Raw genomic sequence first — 17,416 nt, 5'->3', positions numbered from 1 at the left:
CATGAAACACCTTGTGCTCGCCTTCGCGGTGCTGGTCCTGGCGCTGACGACCGCCGCGGCGGACGAGAAGGGGCTGAAAGAGCTCGAAGGTACGTACAAGGTCACGGCCGCCGAGAAGGGCGGGAAGGCGGCGCCGAAGGAGCTGACCGACACGGCCACGGTGACCATCAAGGGCGACGAACTGGTCATGGCGTTCGGGCCGGACGACAAGAAGGTGGCGAAGGTCAAGCTGGGCGCGGCCGACAAGCTCGCGACCATCGACCTGGTCCCGAACGACGGCCCGGAGAAGGGCAAGACGTTCCCCGGCATCTACAAGCTGGAGAAGGGCGAACTCACGCTGGTGTTCACCGAGAAGGGCGACCGGCCCAAGCTGTTCCCCACCGACGACAGCTTCAAAGCCGACGAAGACGTGATCGTGCTGAAGCTCAAGAAGGCCGAGAAGTGACCGCCCGCGCCCGGCGCCTCACTTCACCGGAGGCCGAGCCGTGCGCCCGCCGACCGCCGTCGCGTTTCTGACCCTCGCCCAGCGTGGCGGGGGCAGGAACGCCCGGAGGACTTCTAATACACCTGCCCGGTAATACTGCCGCTTTCTTGACGAGCCGCAGGTGGGTTCACGTATCAGGGCGAAGGCCGGGACGAAGTGGTTCTCAAGCTGCTCCGCAAGAAGGCGAAGTGAAGTCCGAAGCGGGGGCGTGCGCGGGAGACAAACGGTGCCTCCCGCGCACGCCCCGTCGTTTGCCCCCGACCGCTGCCGTTCGCACCTCACAGGACATCACGCGACATGGAAGAGTTCTTCTCGCAGGTCTGGGAGATCACCAAAACGCTGGTGGACCCGCGGAACCTGAGCCACCCGGAGAAGTTCCGGGCGGCGCTGGAACCGGCGGGCGTGTACTGGGCGGCGCTGGTCGCGGTCGCGCTGATTGTTTTCACTGAAACCGGCCTGCTCATCGGCTTCTTGCTCCCCGGCGACTCGCTGCTCGTGGTCGTCGGCATCGTCGCACAGATCGGCGGGTGGGACCTGTGGCCGCTGCTGATCGCGCTCAGCGTTGCGGCCGTCGTCGGCGATACGGTCGGCTACTGGATCGGGTGGAAGACCGGGCCGGCGATCTTCAACCGCCCGTCGAGCCGGTTCTTCAAGCAGGAGTACCTTCAGCGCGCGCGCGCGTTCTACGAGAAGCACGGCGGGAAGACGATCGTGATCGCCCGGTTCATCCCGATCGTCCGCACGTTCGTGCCGGTGGTGGCGGGGGCCACACGGATGGAGTTCCGCACGTTCCTGTCGTACAACGTGTTCGGCGGAATCGGCTGGATCTTCAGCATGATCCTGTTCGGCTACTACCTGATCCCGTTGGCCGACCCGCCGGTTCAGCAGCTCCTCGGCAAGCCCGATTTCACCTGGGCGAAGCAGATCGACAAGGTCGTGGTCGTGGTCATCGCGTTGTCGGTGCTTCCGATGATGTGGAAAGGCTTCAAGGCCTGGCGCGCCGGGCGGAAAACGGCGGATGTGGCCGCCGCGGCCGTAACGGCCGTTCCGCCGCCCGAGCAACCGGCTCTCCTCCCTGAGAGCAAAGGGGAAGCCGGCGCCGCACCGGCACTGGTCACACCCGAAGGCTCTACGCCGCCTCTGAAGTGAAGACCAAAGATGCGCAGGTCGCACGCGTTTCAAAGGGTGTGCTTGCGCCGAGTGGGCGCCGCCCGCTTTTCGCGGCGGCGATCGGGCACCGCGTGCGACTATCCCAACCGGGCCTCGCAGCTAAAGCCGACTGATGTCGGCTACGATTTACCCAACACCAGATCCAGCGCCCAGCAGCCCCGTACGTGCGGCCCTTCGCCGCGCAGGTGGTTCAAAAGGTCCTCACTGTCGCAGCCGGCTTCTTGAAGTGCATCTGCAAGAATCGGGAGGCCGTCAAAGGCTCTCTCGGCGTAAATGCCTTCGGCCAGGGCGCGAACGTCCGAGGTGAGCCATTCCCGGGCTACCGCGATAGAGCGAAAGGGATTGCCGAAGACGTCGCGGAAGCGATCGCTAAGCACCGGCCAGTCGGGCGCCACCAGTTGCGGCGAGTCTGAGCCGAGTCGATCCAGTTCGGCAACGACAGAATCATAAGCGTTGATCGTGGCAACCGTCTCAGCGAGCCAGTAAATGTTCCAACGCGGGCTTTCATTCAGGCCCGCCGCCTCCAGTTCGTCTCTTTTGTCCCGCAGGATGTGCCTCGCCCTTCGCAAGGCGGCTTTTGAAACCGTCCCATCGGCATATTCCTCGGCAACCGCCACTGCATTCGGAAGCTCTTCAGCCAACTGAGACCAAACGGCGCGGACCGCCGCACAGCCGAACAGCCGCAACTGCCGGGCGCTGGCTGTGCCCCGAAGGAACTCCAGCATCGGCGTCGGGTCGGTTGCGGCGAGCCACTCCGCCTCCGTCATCTCGCGTTCCTCGGACACGGTTTCACGTCACACCTTGCGGGCCTTCAGCAGCAGGCGGCCGAGCACTGGGTCGCGGTTCGTGAACGGGCCGTCGGCGGTGTCGCGTGTCAGGCACCGGGCGTACATCTCGAACCGCCCGTCCAGTTCGTCGGCGTGGTGCAGGATCAGCACCTCGGGGATGCACGGCGGGCGCGACGTGCCCCACTCCGGCGCCCGCGGGTGCGCGACCACGCAGTGCAGCAGCAGGTCGAGCAGTTCCGGGGCGAGGTCGGGCACGCCCGCGGCCGCCGTGCGGATCATCTCGTAGCCGAGGAACACGTGACCGAACAGTTCGCCCGGCACGCTAGGGCGCCCCGGTTGCCCGGGGGGCATGTCCACCCCGCGCACCCGGCCGATGTCGTGGAGCGCCGCCGCCGCCACCACCAGCCCGCGGTTCAGCGGCGGGTTCAGTTCGGGGAACCGGGCGGCGTACTGGCCGGCGAGCCACGCGCACGAGCGGGCCACCGCGAGCGTGTGCTCGAGCCACCCGCCGGCGAACGGGTAGAAGTGCCGCGTCGAGGCCGGGACCGCCTTCAGCCCCGCGGCGTTGGCGTCCAACAGCGCGAGCACCAGCGCCCGCAGCGGGGCGTCTGTGATCTCGGTCCGCACCAGCGCCGTCAGGTCGGCGAACATCTCCTCGGAGTCGAACCGCGACCGCTCCACGAAGTCCAGTTCGCTGAACCCGTCGGCCCGGTCGGCCTCGTTGACCGGACGCATCCGCTCGATGTCGAGCTGCGGGCCGTACTTCTCGTGCTCGGTGTAGGTGGCCCGCACCTTGAAGAACTGCCCGGCCTGCCAGTCCAGCGCGTCGGCGAACAGGGGCGAGTCCTCCCAGATCGGCACCGACCCGACGGTGCGCCGCGCGTCGCGGTACTTGCACGCGATGTACGGCTTGCCCTGCTGGGTGGTGCCGCGGCTCTTCTCGGCGAGTTGCACGAAGCAGTCGACGTAATGGCCCGGTTGCAGGTCCGACAGCTTCGCCAGCATCGGCTTCTTGGCTTTAGACACGGCGCGTCTCTGGGGCTCGGTGGCGGAACCGGCATCCTACCGCGAAACAGGGGCGAATGCGACGGGCGGCTCGGCGTCACCCGCCGAACGCGCTGAGCAACATGTGACCCTACTGGGACAACGAATGCGCGCGCGGTTCGGCTTGTTAGCCGCGATTCCACAAAGATAATAGATGCGTCGCGCAATATCCACTTGTCGAGAGATATTGTCGCTCGGCACTGGGAATGTCGGGCGTTATCCGTACACGCGGTTATGGAGCCCGGCCACGTTCTTCATCGTGACCGCCGTCGTGCGGGTGCGGGTCACGACGACCGACACCGTGGTCGTGACCCGGGTGGTCGTGAACGGCCGCGCGGCACGGGTGGGGCGCATAACTTCGCCGAGTGGGAAGTCGAACTGGTACAGGGCGTTCAAGGTGTCGGCCCACGGCGAAAACGAAGCGGGCAACGTCGAGCAGCACCCGCACGCGGCTACCCTGCGGGCGCCCAGTAACGAACCATTGTCTGGTTGTCCGGTGAGGCGGCCGGAGATGAGCGGCGGCCACGGCCATTGAGTAAACGGTTGTGTCGTCAGGATTTCGGGCTTGGCGCCGCCGGGCGTCTAACGGTGCCGCGACGTTTTTCGCGCGGTTGGTGTTGACAGATGCCGGACGCCCGGACAATATGTTGCAAGAGTTCTGCCTCTTCTCTGTTCCGGCCCCACCGTACCGCGGCGCAAGTCGAGATACGGTGGGGTTTTTACATTCCCGAGTTCGGCACGCCTCACCGTGCGCCAGGGAACGGCTGGGACCGGGAATAAACCCGATCGGCGGACGCGCGTGCGTCGAACTGCCCGCGCAAGCGAGTCGGGCGTCGTGCGCGCAGATTTGCCGGCCGGACCCGCGCGGGCCGGACCGCCGTACTGACCTCTTTAGTCTGCCCCGTCGAATGGAGCTGGTGTCGTGCAAGCCCCCGTCAACCTCGACGACCCGACCCTTTACACCAACCGCGACCTGAGCTGGCTCGAGTTCAACCGCCGGGTGCTCGAGGAGGCCCAGGACCCGACCGTGCCCATGCTGGAGCGGCTCAAGTTCCTGGCCATCTTCAGCTCCAACCTGGACGAGTTCTACATGGTCCGGGTGGGCGGCATCCAGCAGAAGGTGCAGGCGAACCTGCCGGTCGGGTCCGGGGCCGACCAGATGCCCCCGCGCGCGCAACTGGAGCAGGTCCGCGCCACCACCCGCGAGCTGGTCGCCGAGCAGTACCGGGTGCTGCACCAGGAGGTGCTGCCCGCGCTCGCCGCCCGCGGGATCGTGGTGCGCGCCCCGGACCAGCTCTCCGACACCGACCGGGCGCACATCCGCGACCTGTTCACCCGCGAGATCTTCCCGGTCCTCACGCCGCTCTCCACCGACCCGGCGCACCCGTTCCCGCACCTGCACAACAAATCGCTCAACCTCGCCGTGCGGCTGCACCGGCCCAAAGACGCGGACCCGGTGTACGCCGTGGTCCAGGTGCCCAGCGTGCTCCCGCGGTTCGTGGCCCTGCCCGGGGCCGGCAACGGAAAGGCGGCGGCGACCGGCGGCGACCCGGCGCCGCCCGTGCAGCACGCCTTCCTTCCCCTGGAAGACGCGATCCGGTTGCACCTGGCGGAACTGTTCCCCGGGCTGGAGAGCGTCCTCGCGGTCGCCTTCCGCGTGACCCGCGACAGCGAGTACGAGCTGGACGACGAGGTGGACGACCTGCTCGAGGAGATCGAGGCGCACGTGCGGGCGCGGCGCCGCGGGCACCCGGTGCGGCTGGAGATCGACGCCGGCGCGCCGCCCGACATGCTCACGTTCCTCACCGACGGGCTGAACCTGAACCCCGACGACGTGTGCCCGACGCCCGGCCCGCTGGACCTCACCGGGCTGTTCCAGATCCACGGGGTGCCCGGGTTCGCCGACCTGCGCGACCCGCCGTTCACCCCGGCCGCGGTGCCCGCGTTCGCCCAGGCCACCAACCCGTGGTCGGTGATCCGCGGCCGCGACGTGCTCGTGTTCCACCCGTTCGAGTCGTTCGCCCCGGTGGTGGAGTTCATTGAGGCCGCCGCGGCCGACGACCGGGTGCTGGCCATCAAGCAGACGCTGTACCGCACCAGCAGCGACTCGCCCATCGTGCGCGCGCTCCAGCGGGCCGCCGACCGCGGCAAGCAGGTGACCGCGGTGGTCGAACTGAAGGCCCGCATGGACGAGGAGCGCAACATCCTGTGGGCGCGGGAGCTGGAGAAGTCCGGGGTCCACGTGGTGTTCGGGTTCGTGGGCCTCAAAACGCACTGCAAGGTGTCGCTGGTGGTGCGCCGCGACGAGGACCACTCGATCCGCCGGTACGTCCACCTGGGCAGCGGGAACTATAACCCGCAGACCGCCCGGGTGTACACGGACCTGGGGCTGTTCACCTGCAACCCGGAGATCGCCGAGGACGCGACCCTGCTGTTCAACCACCTCACGGCCAGCACCACGCTGCCGCCCATGCGGAAGCTGCTGGTGGCGCCGCTGCGGCTGCAAACGCAGATGATCGAGAAGATCGACCGCGAGGCCGCGAACCAGAAGGCCGGGAAGCCGGCGGGGCTGATGGTGAAGGTGAACGGCATCCTGGAGCCGGCGGTGGTGAAGGCGCTGTACCGGGCGAGCCAGGCGGGCGTGCGGATCGAGATCGCGTGCCGCGGGATCTGCTCGCTGCGCCCGGGGCTCCCGGGGGTGAGCGAGAACGTGCGGGTGATCTCCGTGGTGGACCGGTTCCTGGAGCACAGCCGCATCTTCTACTTCGAGAACGGCGGCGAACAGGAAGTGTTCGTGGGCAGCGCGGACTGGATGGACCGCAACCTGAGCCGCCGGGTGGAGGTGGTGTTCCCGATCGAGCAGGCGGACCTGAAGCAGCGGGTCATCGACATCCTGCGCACGACGCTGGCCGACACGACGAAGGCCCGCGAGCTGCTGCCCGACGGGCGCTACCGGCGGGTCGCGCCGCCGGAGGGGCAGCCCGCGGCGCGGAGCCAGTTGCGGTTCCTGGAGCAGGCGAACGTGCCGCCCGCGTCCCCACCAACCGCCCCCGCCACACCCAAGCCGACCCGCCGCACGAAACGGCGGTAAAGGGTAGACGGGCTCACCGCCGAGAGAGGAACCTCTCGGCGGTGAGCCCGTCTACCTTGGTAGCGCGCTGGTCCGCACTCACTCGTTGCCGGTCTTCGGCGCGGCGGGCTTGGCCGGCGCGACGACCGGGGCCGAGGCGTGCGGGTTGGTCGGGGCCATGATCGGGTAGTCGCTCGGGCTGTACCCGCAGTCGCACTTGCCCCCGACGTGCTGGCAGCCGAGCCCGGCCGCCAGGGCGGTAATAACAGACAGTTGCGCGAGATATCGGCGCATGGGATCGGCCCGTCCGTAGGCGTGTTTATTTGCGAAGAGTTGTCCGCCCCACGGCCGCCGTCGGGGTGGGCGCCGGTCGCCCGGCGCTCAGACCCGACGGCAGCACGGGAGGGTGAACGCACCAACAGCCCGCTTCCGTGCGCGAACCACTGGCGGCCGGGTGGGCGTCGGACTCCGCCGTCACCGCACCCGACGCCAATCGTATCGACGCGCCGCGTTGCCCGGGTTCACTCGTTTCCGCCGAACCGCGCGGTTTCTCACCTCCGCCCGCCTAGACTAGCTGTGTCGGGGGAAGCGGACGCGCCGCCCAGACGCCCGGCATCTCGACCTCGGAGGCACCGAACCGCTTGGACGCCATCATCCTCGCCGCCGGAAAAGGCACGCGCCTGCGCCCGCACACCGAGACGGTTCCCAAGCCCCTGCTGCCCGTCCAGGGCCGCCCCATCCTCGACTGGATCATCGGCGCGCTGCCGCCCGTCGACCGGCTGGTGGTGGTCGTCAACTACCTGGGCGAGCAGATCGAGGAGTACCTCGCGCGGCAGCCGCACGTGAAGAACTGGGCGACCGTCCGGCAGACCGAGCCCCGCGGCACCGGCGACGCCCTCATGAGCTGCAAGGGGGCGGTGCAATCGGACCGGGTGATGGTCCTCAACGGGGACGACCTCATCGGCCGCGCCGACCTGGCGCACCTCGCGCAGGTGCCGATGGGCATTCTCGCGCACCCGGTGGGCACCCCGAAGGACTACGGGATTCTGTTCCGCAACCCGGACGGCACGCTGCACCACATCGAAGAGAAGCCCGAGGGCCTGACCCCGCCGCAGTTGGCGAACATCGGCGGCTACGTGTTCCCGCGCCGCGTCTTCGACCTGACGCTGCCGCTCTCGCCGCGGGGCGAGTACGAGATCACGGACGCGGTGAGCCAGCTCGCGGCGGCCGGGGGCTTCCACGTGGTCGCGGCGGACTACTGGTTCCCGATCGGCAACGTGGAGCAGTGGAGCGCGGCGCAGACCGCCGACGTGGCGCCGGCCAAGTGACGCCGAACGGAGTTGATTCCGGTTGTGCGGTCCGGGTCTTCAGGGTGGCCCGCTCGCGGAGCGAGCGGTGCTCCGAGCGTCGGACGGCTTTGGGTGTTACGACGCGCGGCTTCGTGACCGCTCGCGGAGCGAGCGGACCACACTCAACACCAAAACCATCAGCAGCCGCAACGGACATCAATGTCGCCCTGGTCCTCGTCCGAAACCGGGACGCCGGTGACGAGCGACCAGTTGCGGAAGAACGTCCGCATGTTGTCGTCGCTCTCCAGGAAGAAGTCGGCCCCGGCGTCGGAGCCGAAGTACATGTCCCCCTCTTCGAGGCCGCTCCGCCCGGCCTCAATGGCGTACTCGTAGGTGTGCGGGTTGGTGTCGCTCGGCGTACCGACCTCGTCGTTCTCGTCCTTGTAGTCGTTGTAGTTGATGTCGCGGACGAACTGCTCGAGCCAGCGCACCGCAGCGGCGGTCTCGTCCGAGTACATCAGGTTCACCAACCGCTCGGCCCGCGCCCGGCTCAGCGTCCCGTCCTGGCACGAGGTGAGTATTTCCGGGTCCGTACACCCGGCGTCCTGGAGCGCGTCCGCGAGGATCGGCAGCGCGTCGAACTCGCGGGTGTCCAGCATCCGCCGGCACAGCGCCAGCACCGTCCCGGTCCGCCACTCCGGGTTCATGCCTGGGCCCTCTTTCTCTGGGTGAGATAGTCCTGAATCGCCTGGTTCACTTCGGCGGGGGAGTTGGTAGGGTACGCCGGGTGCGACCACTCGTGCCGCAGGGTGGTTACGGTGTTGGGGTACAGGAACAGCCAGAACCGCCGGCCGGCGGGGACCGGTTCGCGCAGGAACGGGTCAACGATCCCCACCGGCACGACGCCCGGTCCTTCCGGGTGCCCGCGCGGGTCGACGTGCTGGCCCGGCTGCAACTCGCACGGGGCCGTCGTGGGCGCGATGGCAACGTGGACCGCATCGCGGCCCTCGTCGCCGTCGATCAGTCTGCCGATCGGCAAAGTCATGCGTCCCTCCGCGGGTCCGGGCGCTCGTGGTGTGGTGAGTAGGTTACCTGAGCCGCGAGCCTGTCGCAATGTGCGCGGCCGGCCCGCGCGAGCCAGGAACGACTGCGCGATCAGCAGGTGCAACTGAACGTGATGCGCGCCTGCTGGTCGTCCGGGACCGCCACGCCGGTGACGAGCGACCAGTTGCGGAAGAAGGCCCGCCGGTTGTTGTCGCTCTGCCAAAAGAAGTGAGCGCCTTCGATGGACACGAACGTGATGTGCCCCTGATCGAGCCCGGTACGGCCGATCTCGACGGCGCTCTCGTAGGTGTCGGCCGGATTGCCCTCGGCGTCGCAGTGATCGATGTCGCGGACGAACTGCTCGAGCCAGCGCACCGCGGCGGCGGTCTCGTCCGAGTACATCAGGTTCACCAACCGCTCGGCCCGCGCCCGGCTCAGCGTCCCGTCCTGGCACGAGGTGAGTATTTCCGGGTCCGTACACCCGGCGTCCTGGAGCGCGTCCGCGAGGATCGGCAGCGCGTCGAACTCGCGGGTGTCCAGCATCCGACGGCACAGCGCCGCCACCGTACCCGTGCGCCACGCCGGGTTCATACCCCGCTCCTTACCTTCCGGCGACAGCGTTTACTGATCCGTTGTCTTCGGGGCCGGGAGCGGTTCCCAGCGCAGCCCGGGCACGGTGGCCCGCGACCGCCGCGCGAGCACCTCCCACGGCGTCCCCTTGTGGTCGGCCGCCACCTTCTCGAACCCTTCCTGTGCCGCCGCCAACAGGTCCTTCATCTCCTTGCGCGACGTGAGCTTGTCGCCGGCGGTCAGCCGCCACCCCGGCGCGCCGGGGGGCAGGTCCGGCAGCGTCTCCGTTCGCACCCGCGCCAGCAGCAGGTTGTACTCGTTCAGCACCACCAGCCGCAGCCGCACCTCCGCCAGGGTGAGGTCGTAGTGGGCCTGCCACCGCCGCGTCTCCTTCGCCCGGTGCCCCTCTACCGCTCGGAGCGCCTCCAGTTCGGCCTCCAACCTCAGCACCGCCTCGGCCAGCAGCTGTTGGGCGTCGCTGATCGCCTTCTTGGTCCGCTCCGCGACCGGGGCGGCGAGCGGGGTCACGCCCTTCGCTTCCTTCCCACCCCGCGGCCACACCTCGCGCACCGCCTGGAGCGAGCGAAGCACCGCCGCCCGCAACGGGTACTTCTCGGCGGCCTTGAGCACCTCTTCAACCGACACGTCCGGCGCGGCGCCCTTCAGCGCGTCCGGGGCGAACGGGACCGCACCCACCTGCGACCGGTCGGCCTCGAACAGCGGCGGCAGCGCGAGTTCGTCGAGCACCGCTTTCACGTCGGCCGCCGGCGCCTTCGGCGGCTCGGGCAGGTCGAACCGCCGGGCCGGTGCCGCCTTCGGGTCGAACGGCGCCGGCGCTTTGGGCGCGGCCCCGACCGCGACCGGCGTTTGCTTCGCGCCGCGCAACCCCGTCGCCACCGCCGCAGCCACGAGCGTCTTTGCGGCGCCCTGGTTCCAGGCGTCCACCGGGATGAGGTCGGCCGCGCCGAGTCGCGCGAACTCGTCCGCGGCCGTCAGACGCAGCGCGTCGAGGTACGCGCTACCCGTTTGCAGCCTGGTTGGAACGTACTCCAGTCCGCGCTCGCCCGGCGAACAGCTCACCAACACCTGAACGCCCGGCGGCACCGCCGTCAGCGCCTTGAACAGGCCCTCGGACATCGGCCCGCCGTCGCGGCGCCCGCGCACCCGGTCCGGGTTGTGCCGGCACACGTCCCAGATCACGACCTTCTGCGCCGCCTTGAGCTTGTCAAGCCGGGCGTACACGTCCGCGACCGTGACGAGCGTCGCCGGCGCGTCCGGGTCGCCGTCGAGCGGGACGAAGAACGCGCCGCCGGCCCGTTCGATGGCGTGGCCACTGAAAACGATCACGGCGCGGTCCTGTTCGCGCGTCGTGGCGCAGAAGCTGTCGAGTACGCTCACGACAGCGGCCCGGGTCGGGTGCGGGCTGGCGGCGGACGTGTCGGTCAGGACGAAGAGCTGGTTGTTGCCCTTTGCGACGGGAACACGGAGGGCCGCAGCGAACTGCTCGGCGGCGCGCGGCGGACCGGCCCCGTCCGGCGGAGCGGCGAGCGGGTTCACGTACAGGTACCCGCTCGCCTGGATGAACAGGAGCCGCCGCGGGGCCGGCGCCTTGGGGTCTTGCGCGCCCGCGAGCGCCGCGAGGCCGAGGACCGCCGCGAAGGAAAGAACCGGTCGCATGGGCACCTCGGTGAAGGCAGCGTTCTTGGAGCGGTTGCTACCGGCCGCTACGCCGGCAGCGCGGGGCGCGAGTACAGGTCGTCGACGGCCTCGGTCAGAACGGCTTCGAGCTGCTCGGCCTCGCGAACGCTGGGCTCGCGGGACACGTGCGGCACGAGGTGGATCGTGCCGTTCGGCTCGAACCCGATCTCCAGGTTCGCCAGCAGCCCGCCCGGGAGCCGGCGCACCACGAACGCCCACACGGACCGGCGCACGGCAGCCCGGCGGACGGTCGCGTCGGCGCGGTCGCCCTGCCGGGCCTCGTGGTGCGCGACGGCGGCCAGCACGTCGCACATGACGGCGTGGCCGTCGCCGTACTTCTGGTCCGCGAACGCGAGCAGGTCGGCCAGCACCGCGCGAACGTGAACCGGGTCGCCGCTCCCGGCCCGCGTCAGCACCCCGGCAACGGCTTGGTGGGTCAACTCGTCGGGCAGGTCGGCGAGGTCGGCGAACGGGTTGTCGGCCCGGCCCGCGGCCTTCAGCGCTTCGGCCCGCACCGGGACCGCGAACGCGATGAGCGCGTCGCCGAGGTGCCAGAGCGCGTCGTAAGCCTCCTGAGCGGCGGCGAGCGCCTCGTCCGCCTTGCCCGCCTTCAAGAGCCCGTCGGCCAGCGGGACGTTGGTCGCGACGGCCCGCGGCGCGTTCGCGCCGAACAGGTTCCGCGCGAACGCGCCGCACTGCCGGTGGACCTTCTCGGCCTCCTCGAACCGGCCCAGCGCGACCAGGGCCTCGGCGAACCCGAACATGAACCCGAGCCGCGCCTGCCGGCCCGCGGGGTCGGCCGGGAGCGGCGCCTTGCACGCGTGCTGGAACTCGACCGCGGCCTTCCCGTACTGACCCATCTTCAGGTGCAGCTGGGCGATGTCGGCGTAGGCGGCGGCGAGCGGCGGCGACCCGGACCCGTGCTTCGCCTTCGCCGACTGCGCGGCCTTCTTTACCGCCGTCTCGGCGTCCTCGCTCTTGCCCTCCGCGAGCAACTGTAGCGCCTGCTGCAGTGCGGCCGAGGGTGGATCCGCAAACACCATAACCGGTCTCGCCCGCGGGTTGTGGAGAACGTGGGGCGTGTGGGAACGAAACGGGCGCCCCCGTCGTTGCTCACAGGTTTCTGTATGCACGCGCCAAGGCACCCGCCACCCGGGAAGGCCGCCGGCCTCCCGCCCGGTGGTGCCAATCACACGCCGCTCTGAGTCGGGCTTTACACGCCCGGTTCCCGCTGGCATACGCAGCTCACTTAACAGCACATACGACCCGCGGGGGCCGCGCCGACTAAAGGGGGACGCGCGGCGGTCGCGGCGCTCGGCGCCGGCTCGCCGGCGGCCGAGTCATGGGGGGAACCATGAGCCGATTTCGGGCCTGGGTGGTTGCCGTCGCGCTCGGGGGCGTGGCGGGCGCCGCGGCGCCGGTCAGCGCGGCCGATTCCGGGCCGCCGGCCGACGCGCGGCCGTGGTACAAGAAGCTGTTCGTGAGCGGGCCGAAGCCGGCCGGGCCGACGGTCCGCAGCGGGCCGGTGACGCCGGCCCGGGCGCCGGGCACGGCCACGCTCGCGCCCGACGTGGTGCGGGCCGCCGTGCAGGCCGAGACCGACGCGCTGCTGCGGCGGATGGAGGTGTGCCTGAAGATCCGCCAGACCGCGTTCGACAAGAACGACGACGAACTCATGCGGCAGGCGGACGAGTTGGAGCGGCAGGCGAAGGCGGTGTACGAGGCGCGGACCGCGGCGCTCGGCGCGCCGAAGGCCGCGCGGGCGCCGCTCCCGACCGGGTCGGGCGCCGTGCTGGACCTGGCGCCCGAAAAGGAACTCGACCCGAAGGTCGCGGCCGCGAAGCTGGTGGCGCCCGCCGCGCCGGTGCCGGTGACCGGCACCGCGTCGGCCGCCCCGCTCGTGCCCGATGCACCCGTCCGGGAGGTGAAGCCGTGAGAACGCTGCTCTTCACGCTGGGGATTGCGGCCCTCGTCGGCTGCCACTCGATCAAACCCGTCGGCCCGCTCGCCGACCATTTGCCCGCGCCCAAGGCCGCGGCGCCCAAGACCGACCCGACCCCGCCGCCGGCCGTGAAGCCGACCCCGCCGTCGCTGCCGACGGCGCTGGTGACCCCGGGCGACGTGACCGACGCGACGGCCCGCGAAGCGGCCAGCAAGCTCACCAACGAGCTGAGCGCCGACAGCAAGCCCCCGACGAACGCACCGGTTACGGTGTCGGTGTCGCGGGTGAAGGGCGGAATCAAGTAAGAAACGGTGGCGGAGCGGACAGGCGGTCGCGGCTTCGTTCCGCCCCGCACGGGCCTCGCGTTTACGAAAACAGATTTTGACAGGATCGACAGGATTCACCGGATCAAAGACCGACCGGTTTAAAATCCTGTTCATCCTGTCGATCCTGTCAAAATCGTCTTACCCCATCCATCGCGTGTCAGGCTACCCAACCTCCGGACCGCCGTTGAACGGTTTCGGTGGCGCGCACCCGAGGGCTGGGGCGTTGCGCGGGCCGAATCCGCTCCGGGTTCCGCGCAGGAACGCGGTCCTTCGTTTGTCAACGAGTGGCGCGGTTTGCGCTCTTGCGCGCCGGCCACCTCCGCTACAATTTCCGCATGTCACTCCTCACCACGCTGGCGTCGCAAGTCCCCCAGACCATCCGCGATCGCGGGCGGGAGTACTACCGGAACGGGGCGGTGACCCTCGACCGCACGACGCACAACGCCGTCGCGGCGACGGTCGAGGGGGCCGACGACTACGAGGTCGATCTGCTGCTCGAGGGGCAGACCGTTTTCGCCGCATGCTCCTGCCCGTACACCGCCGAGCACGGGGCCATTTGCAAGCACATCTGGGCGACGGTCATCGCGGCCGACGCCGGGCCGTTCGCCCGCAGTGCCGCGGCCAAGGGGACACTGCACCTGGTGCTCGACGAGGAGGCGTTCTACGAGGACGATTACGCCGACCCGTACCCGCTGCGCCTCCCGGCTCCCGCGGCACCCAAGAAGAAAAAAGAGAACTGGGCCGACCTGCTCGCCGCCGTGAGCCGCGAGATCCAGCCGGCGACCGGCACACGGCCGACCGTCCGGACCACCGAACAGCAGCTCGTGTTCATCATCGACGTGCCGGCCAGTGAAGCGGCCCGCAAGCTCGTCCTGGAGGTCGGCACGCAGGAGCGGAAGCGCAACGGCGAGTGGGGCAAGCCGAAGTTCCAGTACCTCACGAACGCACAAATCGAGGCCCTGACCGACCCGACCGACCGGCAGTTGCTCGCCCTACTCGGCGGGGCCGAGCGCGGCGACAGTTACGGCTATTACGGCTCTCCCTACGGGACCAGTTACGGGTCCAGCTCCGGGCGGTACCGCGTGGCCGGGCCGCTGCTCGAAGCGGTGCTGCCGCTGCTCGCCCAGACCGGCCGCGTGAAGCTGCGCCGCGACCCGGCGCCGCCCGTCGTTCTGGAAGACCTGACCGCCGACCCGGGACCGCCGTGGGAGCTGGCCGCCGGGGTGACGCGCGACGGCGACAAGGAGTGGGTGCTCGGCGGGAGCCTGCGCCGCGGCGCGGAGGTGATGGGGCTGACGGAGCCCGCGCTCCTGGTCCCCGGGGTCGTCGTGTGGAACGGGCGGTTCGGCCGGTTCAGCGACGCGGGCGCGTTCCCCTGGGTGCCGACGCTGCGCCGCGCCGGGGCGATCACCGTTCCCGTTGCGAAGTCCGACGATCTGGTCGCGCAACTGTTCCAGATGCCCACCCTGCCGCGCCTGGACCTGCCCGAAGAGTTGCGGGTCACGGAAGAGGCGGTCGCGCCGCGGCCCCGGCTCGTGGTGAAGCCCGCGAAGCAGCACTACGGCGCCCCCGTGCTCAACGCCGAGCTGTCGTTCGATTACGACGGCGTGATCGTCCCGGTGCGCCCGCCGACGCGCGGCGCGTTCAAGCCCGGGAGCCGTCGGTTCCTGCTCCGGGACGCGGCCGTCGAGCGCGCCGCCGAGCAGGAACTCACCCGGCTCGGCGTGCGGCAGGGCACCTACGGCTGGGGCGGCGGCGAGCCGCCGCTCGAACTCAAACCGACCCTGCTGCCGAAGCTCACCCGCGAACTGGTGACCGCCGGCTGGGCCGTAGAAGCGGAAGGGAAGCTGTACCGCAAGGCCGACGACTTCCGGATGGAGGTGCGCACCGAGAACGACTGGTTCGACCTGCGCGGGGCGGCCAACTTCGACGGCCGGTCGGTCCCCTTCCCCCGGCTGCTCGAAGCGCTCACCAAGGGGCAGACGAGCGTGCTGCTCGACGACGGCAGCTTCGGGATGGTGCCCGAGGAGTGGCTCAAGAAGTACGGGCTGCTCGCGCAGATGGGCGCCGTGGAGGGCGACGCGGTGCGGTTCTCGCGCGCCCAGGTCGGCGTCCTCGACGCGCTGCTGGCGGCCCGCCCCGAGGTGACGTTCGACAAGCAGTTCGCCCGCGCCCGCGACGAGCTGCGACGGTTCCAGGGGATCGAACCGGCCGCGCCGCCGAAGGTGTTCAAGGGCGAGCTGCGCGAGTACCAGCGCGAGGGGCTGGGCTGGCTCCGGTTCCTCCGCAAGTTCGGGTTCGGCGGGTGCCTCGCCGACGACATGGGGCTGGGCAAAACCGTGCAGGTGCTGGCGCTGCTCGCGGGCAAGCGGTCCGGGCCGGCGCTCGTCGTGGTCCCGCGGTCGCTGGTGTTCAACTGGAAGCGGGAGGCCGCGCGGTTCGCCCCGAAGCTGAAGGTGCTCGACCACACCGGCACCGCGCGCGACCGGACCTGCGCGAACTTCAAAGACTTCGACCTCGTGCTGACCACCTACGGCACCCTCCGCAACGACGCGGCGGCGTTCGCGGAGGTCCGGTTCGACACGTGCGTGCTGGACGAGTCGCAGGCGGCCAAGAACGCCGCGACCGAGACCGCGAAGGCGGTGCGGGTGATCCAGGCCGACCACCGGCTGGCGCTGAGCGGCACGCCCGTCGAGAACCACCTGGGCGAGCTGTGGACGCTGTTCGACTTCCTAAACCCCGGGATGCTGGGCCGCGCGGCGCTCGCCGGCGCCGGCTCGATCCGCAACCCGGACGCCGAGACGCGCGAGTTCCTGGCGCGGGCGCTGCGGCCGTACATCCTGCGGCGCACCAAGGCCCAGGTCGCAAAGGACCTGCCGCAGAAGACCGAGCAGACGGTGTACTGCGACCTGGAACCGTCCCAGCGGCAGGTGTACGACGAGCTGCGCGACCACTACCGGGCGTCGCTGCTGGCGCACGTCGATTCGGTCGGGCTGAAGCGCTCGCAGATCCAGGTGCTCGCGGCACTCATGCGGCTGCGCCAGGCCGCGTGCCACCCCGGGCTGATCGACAAGAAGCGCACCGGCGACGCGAGCGCCAAGCTCGACTACCTCCTCCCGCAGCTCCAGGAACTCGCCGAGAGCGGGCAGAAGGCGCTGGTGTTCTCGCAGTTCACGTCGCTGCTCGACATCGTGCGCAAGCGGCTGACCGCGGAGGGCATCCAATTCGAGTACCTCGACGGCCGCACCCGCGACCGCGACAAGCGCGTGGAGCGGTTCCAGACGGACCCGGCGTGCAAGCTGTTCCTGGTGAGCCTGAAGGCGGGCGGGGTGGGGCTGAACCTGACCGCGGCCGAGTACGTGTTCCTGCTGGACCCGTGGTGGAACCCGGCGGCGGAGGCCCAGGCGATCGACCGCAGCTACCGGATCGGGCAGACGAAGCCGGTGTTCGCGTACCGGCTGATCGCGCGGGGGACGGTCGAGGAGAAGGTGCTGGAGTTGCAGCAGAGCAAGCGCGAACTGGCCGACGCGATCCTTGGTGGCGATGGAAAGGGCGTCACCGATTTGAAGCGCGAGGACCTGGAACTGCTGCTCTCGTAACCGGTCGTTGGGGCCGCCCCTCCGCGGAAACGGTGCGTGCCATCAGGTCATTAGGGGAGATGCCGCGGCACATGGATTCCGCCCTGTGCTACGTCCGGCGACCCCTCCGGGGTGCAAAAAGAATGATCGCCGCCGGTGTGGATGGCGAGTGATGAGACACTTGGGCGTGCTTTGCCTGCGAGACGACGCCCGAGCGCGGACCTCCGACCCGCCGGTAGGCATAGGAAGTGTGCTTTCCGACACTCGCAAAGCCGAATCGAATCGCTTCTGCACTACGTCCCCGTTCACTCTGCCAGCACCGGTGGTGTAACGGGGGTTACACCACCGGTCGGTTGCCGCCAACAGGGGAAGGGACTGGACAGCCGCTACCCGTTGACTGGTTACGGACTACC

16 protein-coding genes are annotated in these 17,416 nt (G+C 69.8%); 7 read left to right on the top strand and 9 right to left on the bottom strand.

The window, feature by feature from the left end; all coding sequences use genetic code 11:
* The first annotated feature begins 1 nt into the window (after position 1).
* Entirely contained in the window at positions 2-445 is a 444-nt protein-coding gene (locus GobsT_RS37460) for a TIGR03067 domain-containing protein (protein ID WP_010052763.1), read from the top strand.
* A 336-nt stretch (positions 446-781) separates the two neighbouring features.
* Entirely contained in the window at positions 782-1,633 is an 852-nt protein-coding gene (locus tag GobsT_RS03925; RefSeq protein ID WP_109571316.1) for a DedA family protein, read from the top strand.
* Positions 1,634-1,773: 140 nt separating this feature from the next.
* Here GobsT_RS03925 and GobsT_RS39320 read toward each other — a convergent pair whose 3' ends face one another.
* From GobsT_RS39320 to GobsT_RS03910, 3 genes are all read right to left on the bottom strand, one after another.
* The gene (locus tag GobsT_RS39320) at positions 1,774-2,421 is read right to left on the bottom strand and encodes a hypothetical protein (protein WP_010050335.1); all 648 of its coding nucleotides are present in this window, start codon (positions 2,419-2,421) and stop codon (positions 1,774-1,776) included.
* A gap of 27 nt (positions 2,422-2,448) precedes the next feature.
* Positions 2,449-3,468, bottom strand: a complete 1,020-nt coding sequence (locus tag GobsT_RS03915) for a 3'-5' exoribonuclease YhaM family protein (protein ID WP_010050336.1) — start codon at positions 3,466-3,468, stop codon at positions 2,449-2,451.
* Between the two features lie 234 nt (positions 3,469-3,702).
* On the bottom strand, positions 3,703-3,915 hold the full coding sequence (locus GobsT_RS03910) for a hypothetical protein (RefSeq protein WP_010050337.1): 213 nt from the start codon (positions 3,913-3,915) through the stop codon (positions 3,703-3,705).
* Positions 3,916-4,408: 493 nt separating this feature from the next.
* Between GobsT_RS03910 and ppk1 the strand changes: the two genes are divergently transcribed.
* On the top strand, positions 4,409-6,577 hold the full coding sequence (gene ppk1 / locus GobsT_RS03905; RefSeq protein ID WP_109571317.1) for a polyphosphate kinase 1: 2,169 nt from the start codon (positions 4,409-4,411) through the stop codon (positions 6,575-6,577).
* 78 nt (positions 6,578-6,655) lie between these two features.
* Here ppk1 and GobsT_RS03900 read toward each other — a convergent pair whose 3' ends face one another.
* Positions 6,656-6,850, bottom strand: a complete 195-nt coding sequence (locus tag GobsT_RS03900) for a hypothetical protein (RefSeq protein ID WP_109571318.1) — start codon at positions 6,848-6,850, stop codon at positions 6,656-6,658.
* A 347-nt stretch (positions 6,851-7,197) separates the two neighbouring features.
* On the opposite strand from GobsT_RS03900, the gene GobsT_RS03895 reads away from it, so the two are divergent.
* Positions 7,198-7,884: a nucleotidyltransferase family protein gene (locus GobsT_RS03895; protein WP_010050080.1), complete on the top strand. Its 687-nt coding sequence runs from the start codon at positions 7,198-7,200 to the stop codon at positions 7,882-7,884.
* Between the two features lie 158 nt (positions 7,885-8,042).
* On the opposite strand, the gene GobsT_RS03890 is transcribed toward GobsT_RS03895, so the two are convergent.
* The 5 genes from GobsT_RS03890 to GobsT_RS03870 form a co-directional block, all read right to left on the bottom strand.
* The gene (locus GobsT_RS03890) at positions 8,043-8,552 is read right to left on the bottom strand and encodes a hypothetical protein (RefSeq protein WP_010050078.1); all 510 of its coding nucleotides are present in this window, start codon (positions 8,550-8,552) and stop codon (positions 8,043-8,045) included.
* A complete protein-coding gene (locus tag GobsT_RS03885) occupies positions 8,549-8,890 on the bottom strand; it encodes a hypothetical protein (protein ID WP_010050076.1) in 342 nt (113 codons plus the stop codon). Before GobsT_RS03885 ends, GobsT_RS03890 begins: the two co-directional genes overlap by 4 nt.
* Positions 8,891-9,000: 110 nt before the next feature.
* Complete coding sequence (locus GobsT_RS03880; RefSeq protein WP_010050073.1) at positions 9,001-9,480, bottom strand: hypothetical protein; 480 nt, start codon at positions 9,478-9,480, stop codon at positions 9,001-9,003.
* A gap of 30 nt (positions 9,481-9,510) precedes the next feature.
* Positions 9,511-11,136: a caspase family protein gene (locus tag GobsT_RS03875; RefSeq protein WP_010050070.1), complete on the bottom strand. Its 1,626-nt coding sequence runs from the start codon at positions 11,134-11,136 to the stop codon at positions 9,511-9,513.
* A 47-nt stretch (positions 11,137-11,183) separates the two neighbouring features.
* Entirely contained in the window at positions 11,184-12,200 is a 1,017-nt protein-coding gene (locus GobsT_RS03870; RefSeq protein WP_010050068.1) for a tetratricopeptide repeat protein, read from the bottom strand.
* Positions 12,201-12,511: 311 nt separating this feature from the next.
* On the opposite strand from GobsT_RS03870, the gene GobsT_RS03865 reads away from it, so the two are divergent.
* From GobsT_RS03865 to GobsT_RS03855, 3 genes are all read left to right on the top strand, one after another.
* Positions 12,512-13,093 (top strand): hypothetical protein, encoded by a 582-nt coding sequence (locus GobsT_RS03865; protein WP_148087600.1) that lies wholly within the window; start codon positions 12,512-12,514, stop codon positions 13,091-13,093.
* Positions 13,090-13,404: a hypothetical protein gene (locus GobsT_RS03860; RefSeq protein ID WP_010046093.1), complete on the top strand. Its 315-nt coding sequence runs from the start codon at positions 13,090-13,092 to the stop codon at positions 13,402-13,404. The genes GobsT_RS03865 and GobsT_RS03860 overlap by 4 nt, the downstream gene beginning before the upstream one ends.
* 356 nt (positions 13,405-13,760) lie before the next feature.
* A complete protein-coding gene (locus GobsT_RS03855; protein ID WP_148087599.1) occupies positions 13,761-17,024 on the top strand; it encodes a DEAD/DEAH box helicase in 3,264 nt (1,087 codons plus the stop codon).
* Positions 17,025-17,416 lie beyond the last annotated feature (392 nt).

Source organism: Gemmata obscuriglobus (genome assembly GCF_008065095.1).
GTDB classification, from domain to species: domain Bacteria; phylum Planctomycetota; class Planctomycetia; order Gemmatales; family Gemmataceae; genus Gemmata; species Gemmata obscuriglobus.
This window is presented reverse-complemented; position numbering and strand designations above follow the sequence as displayed.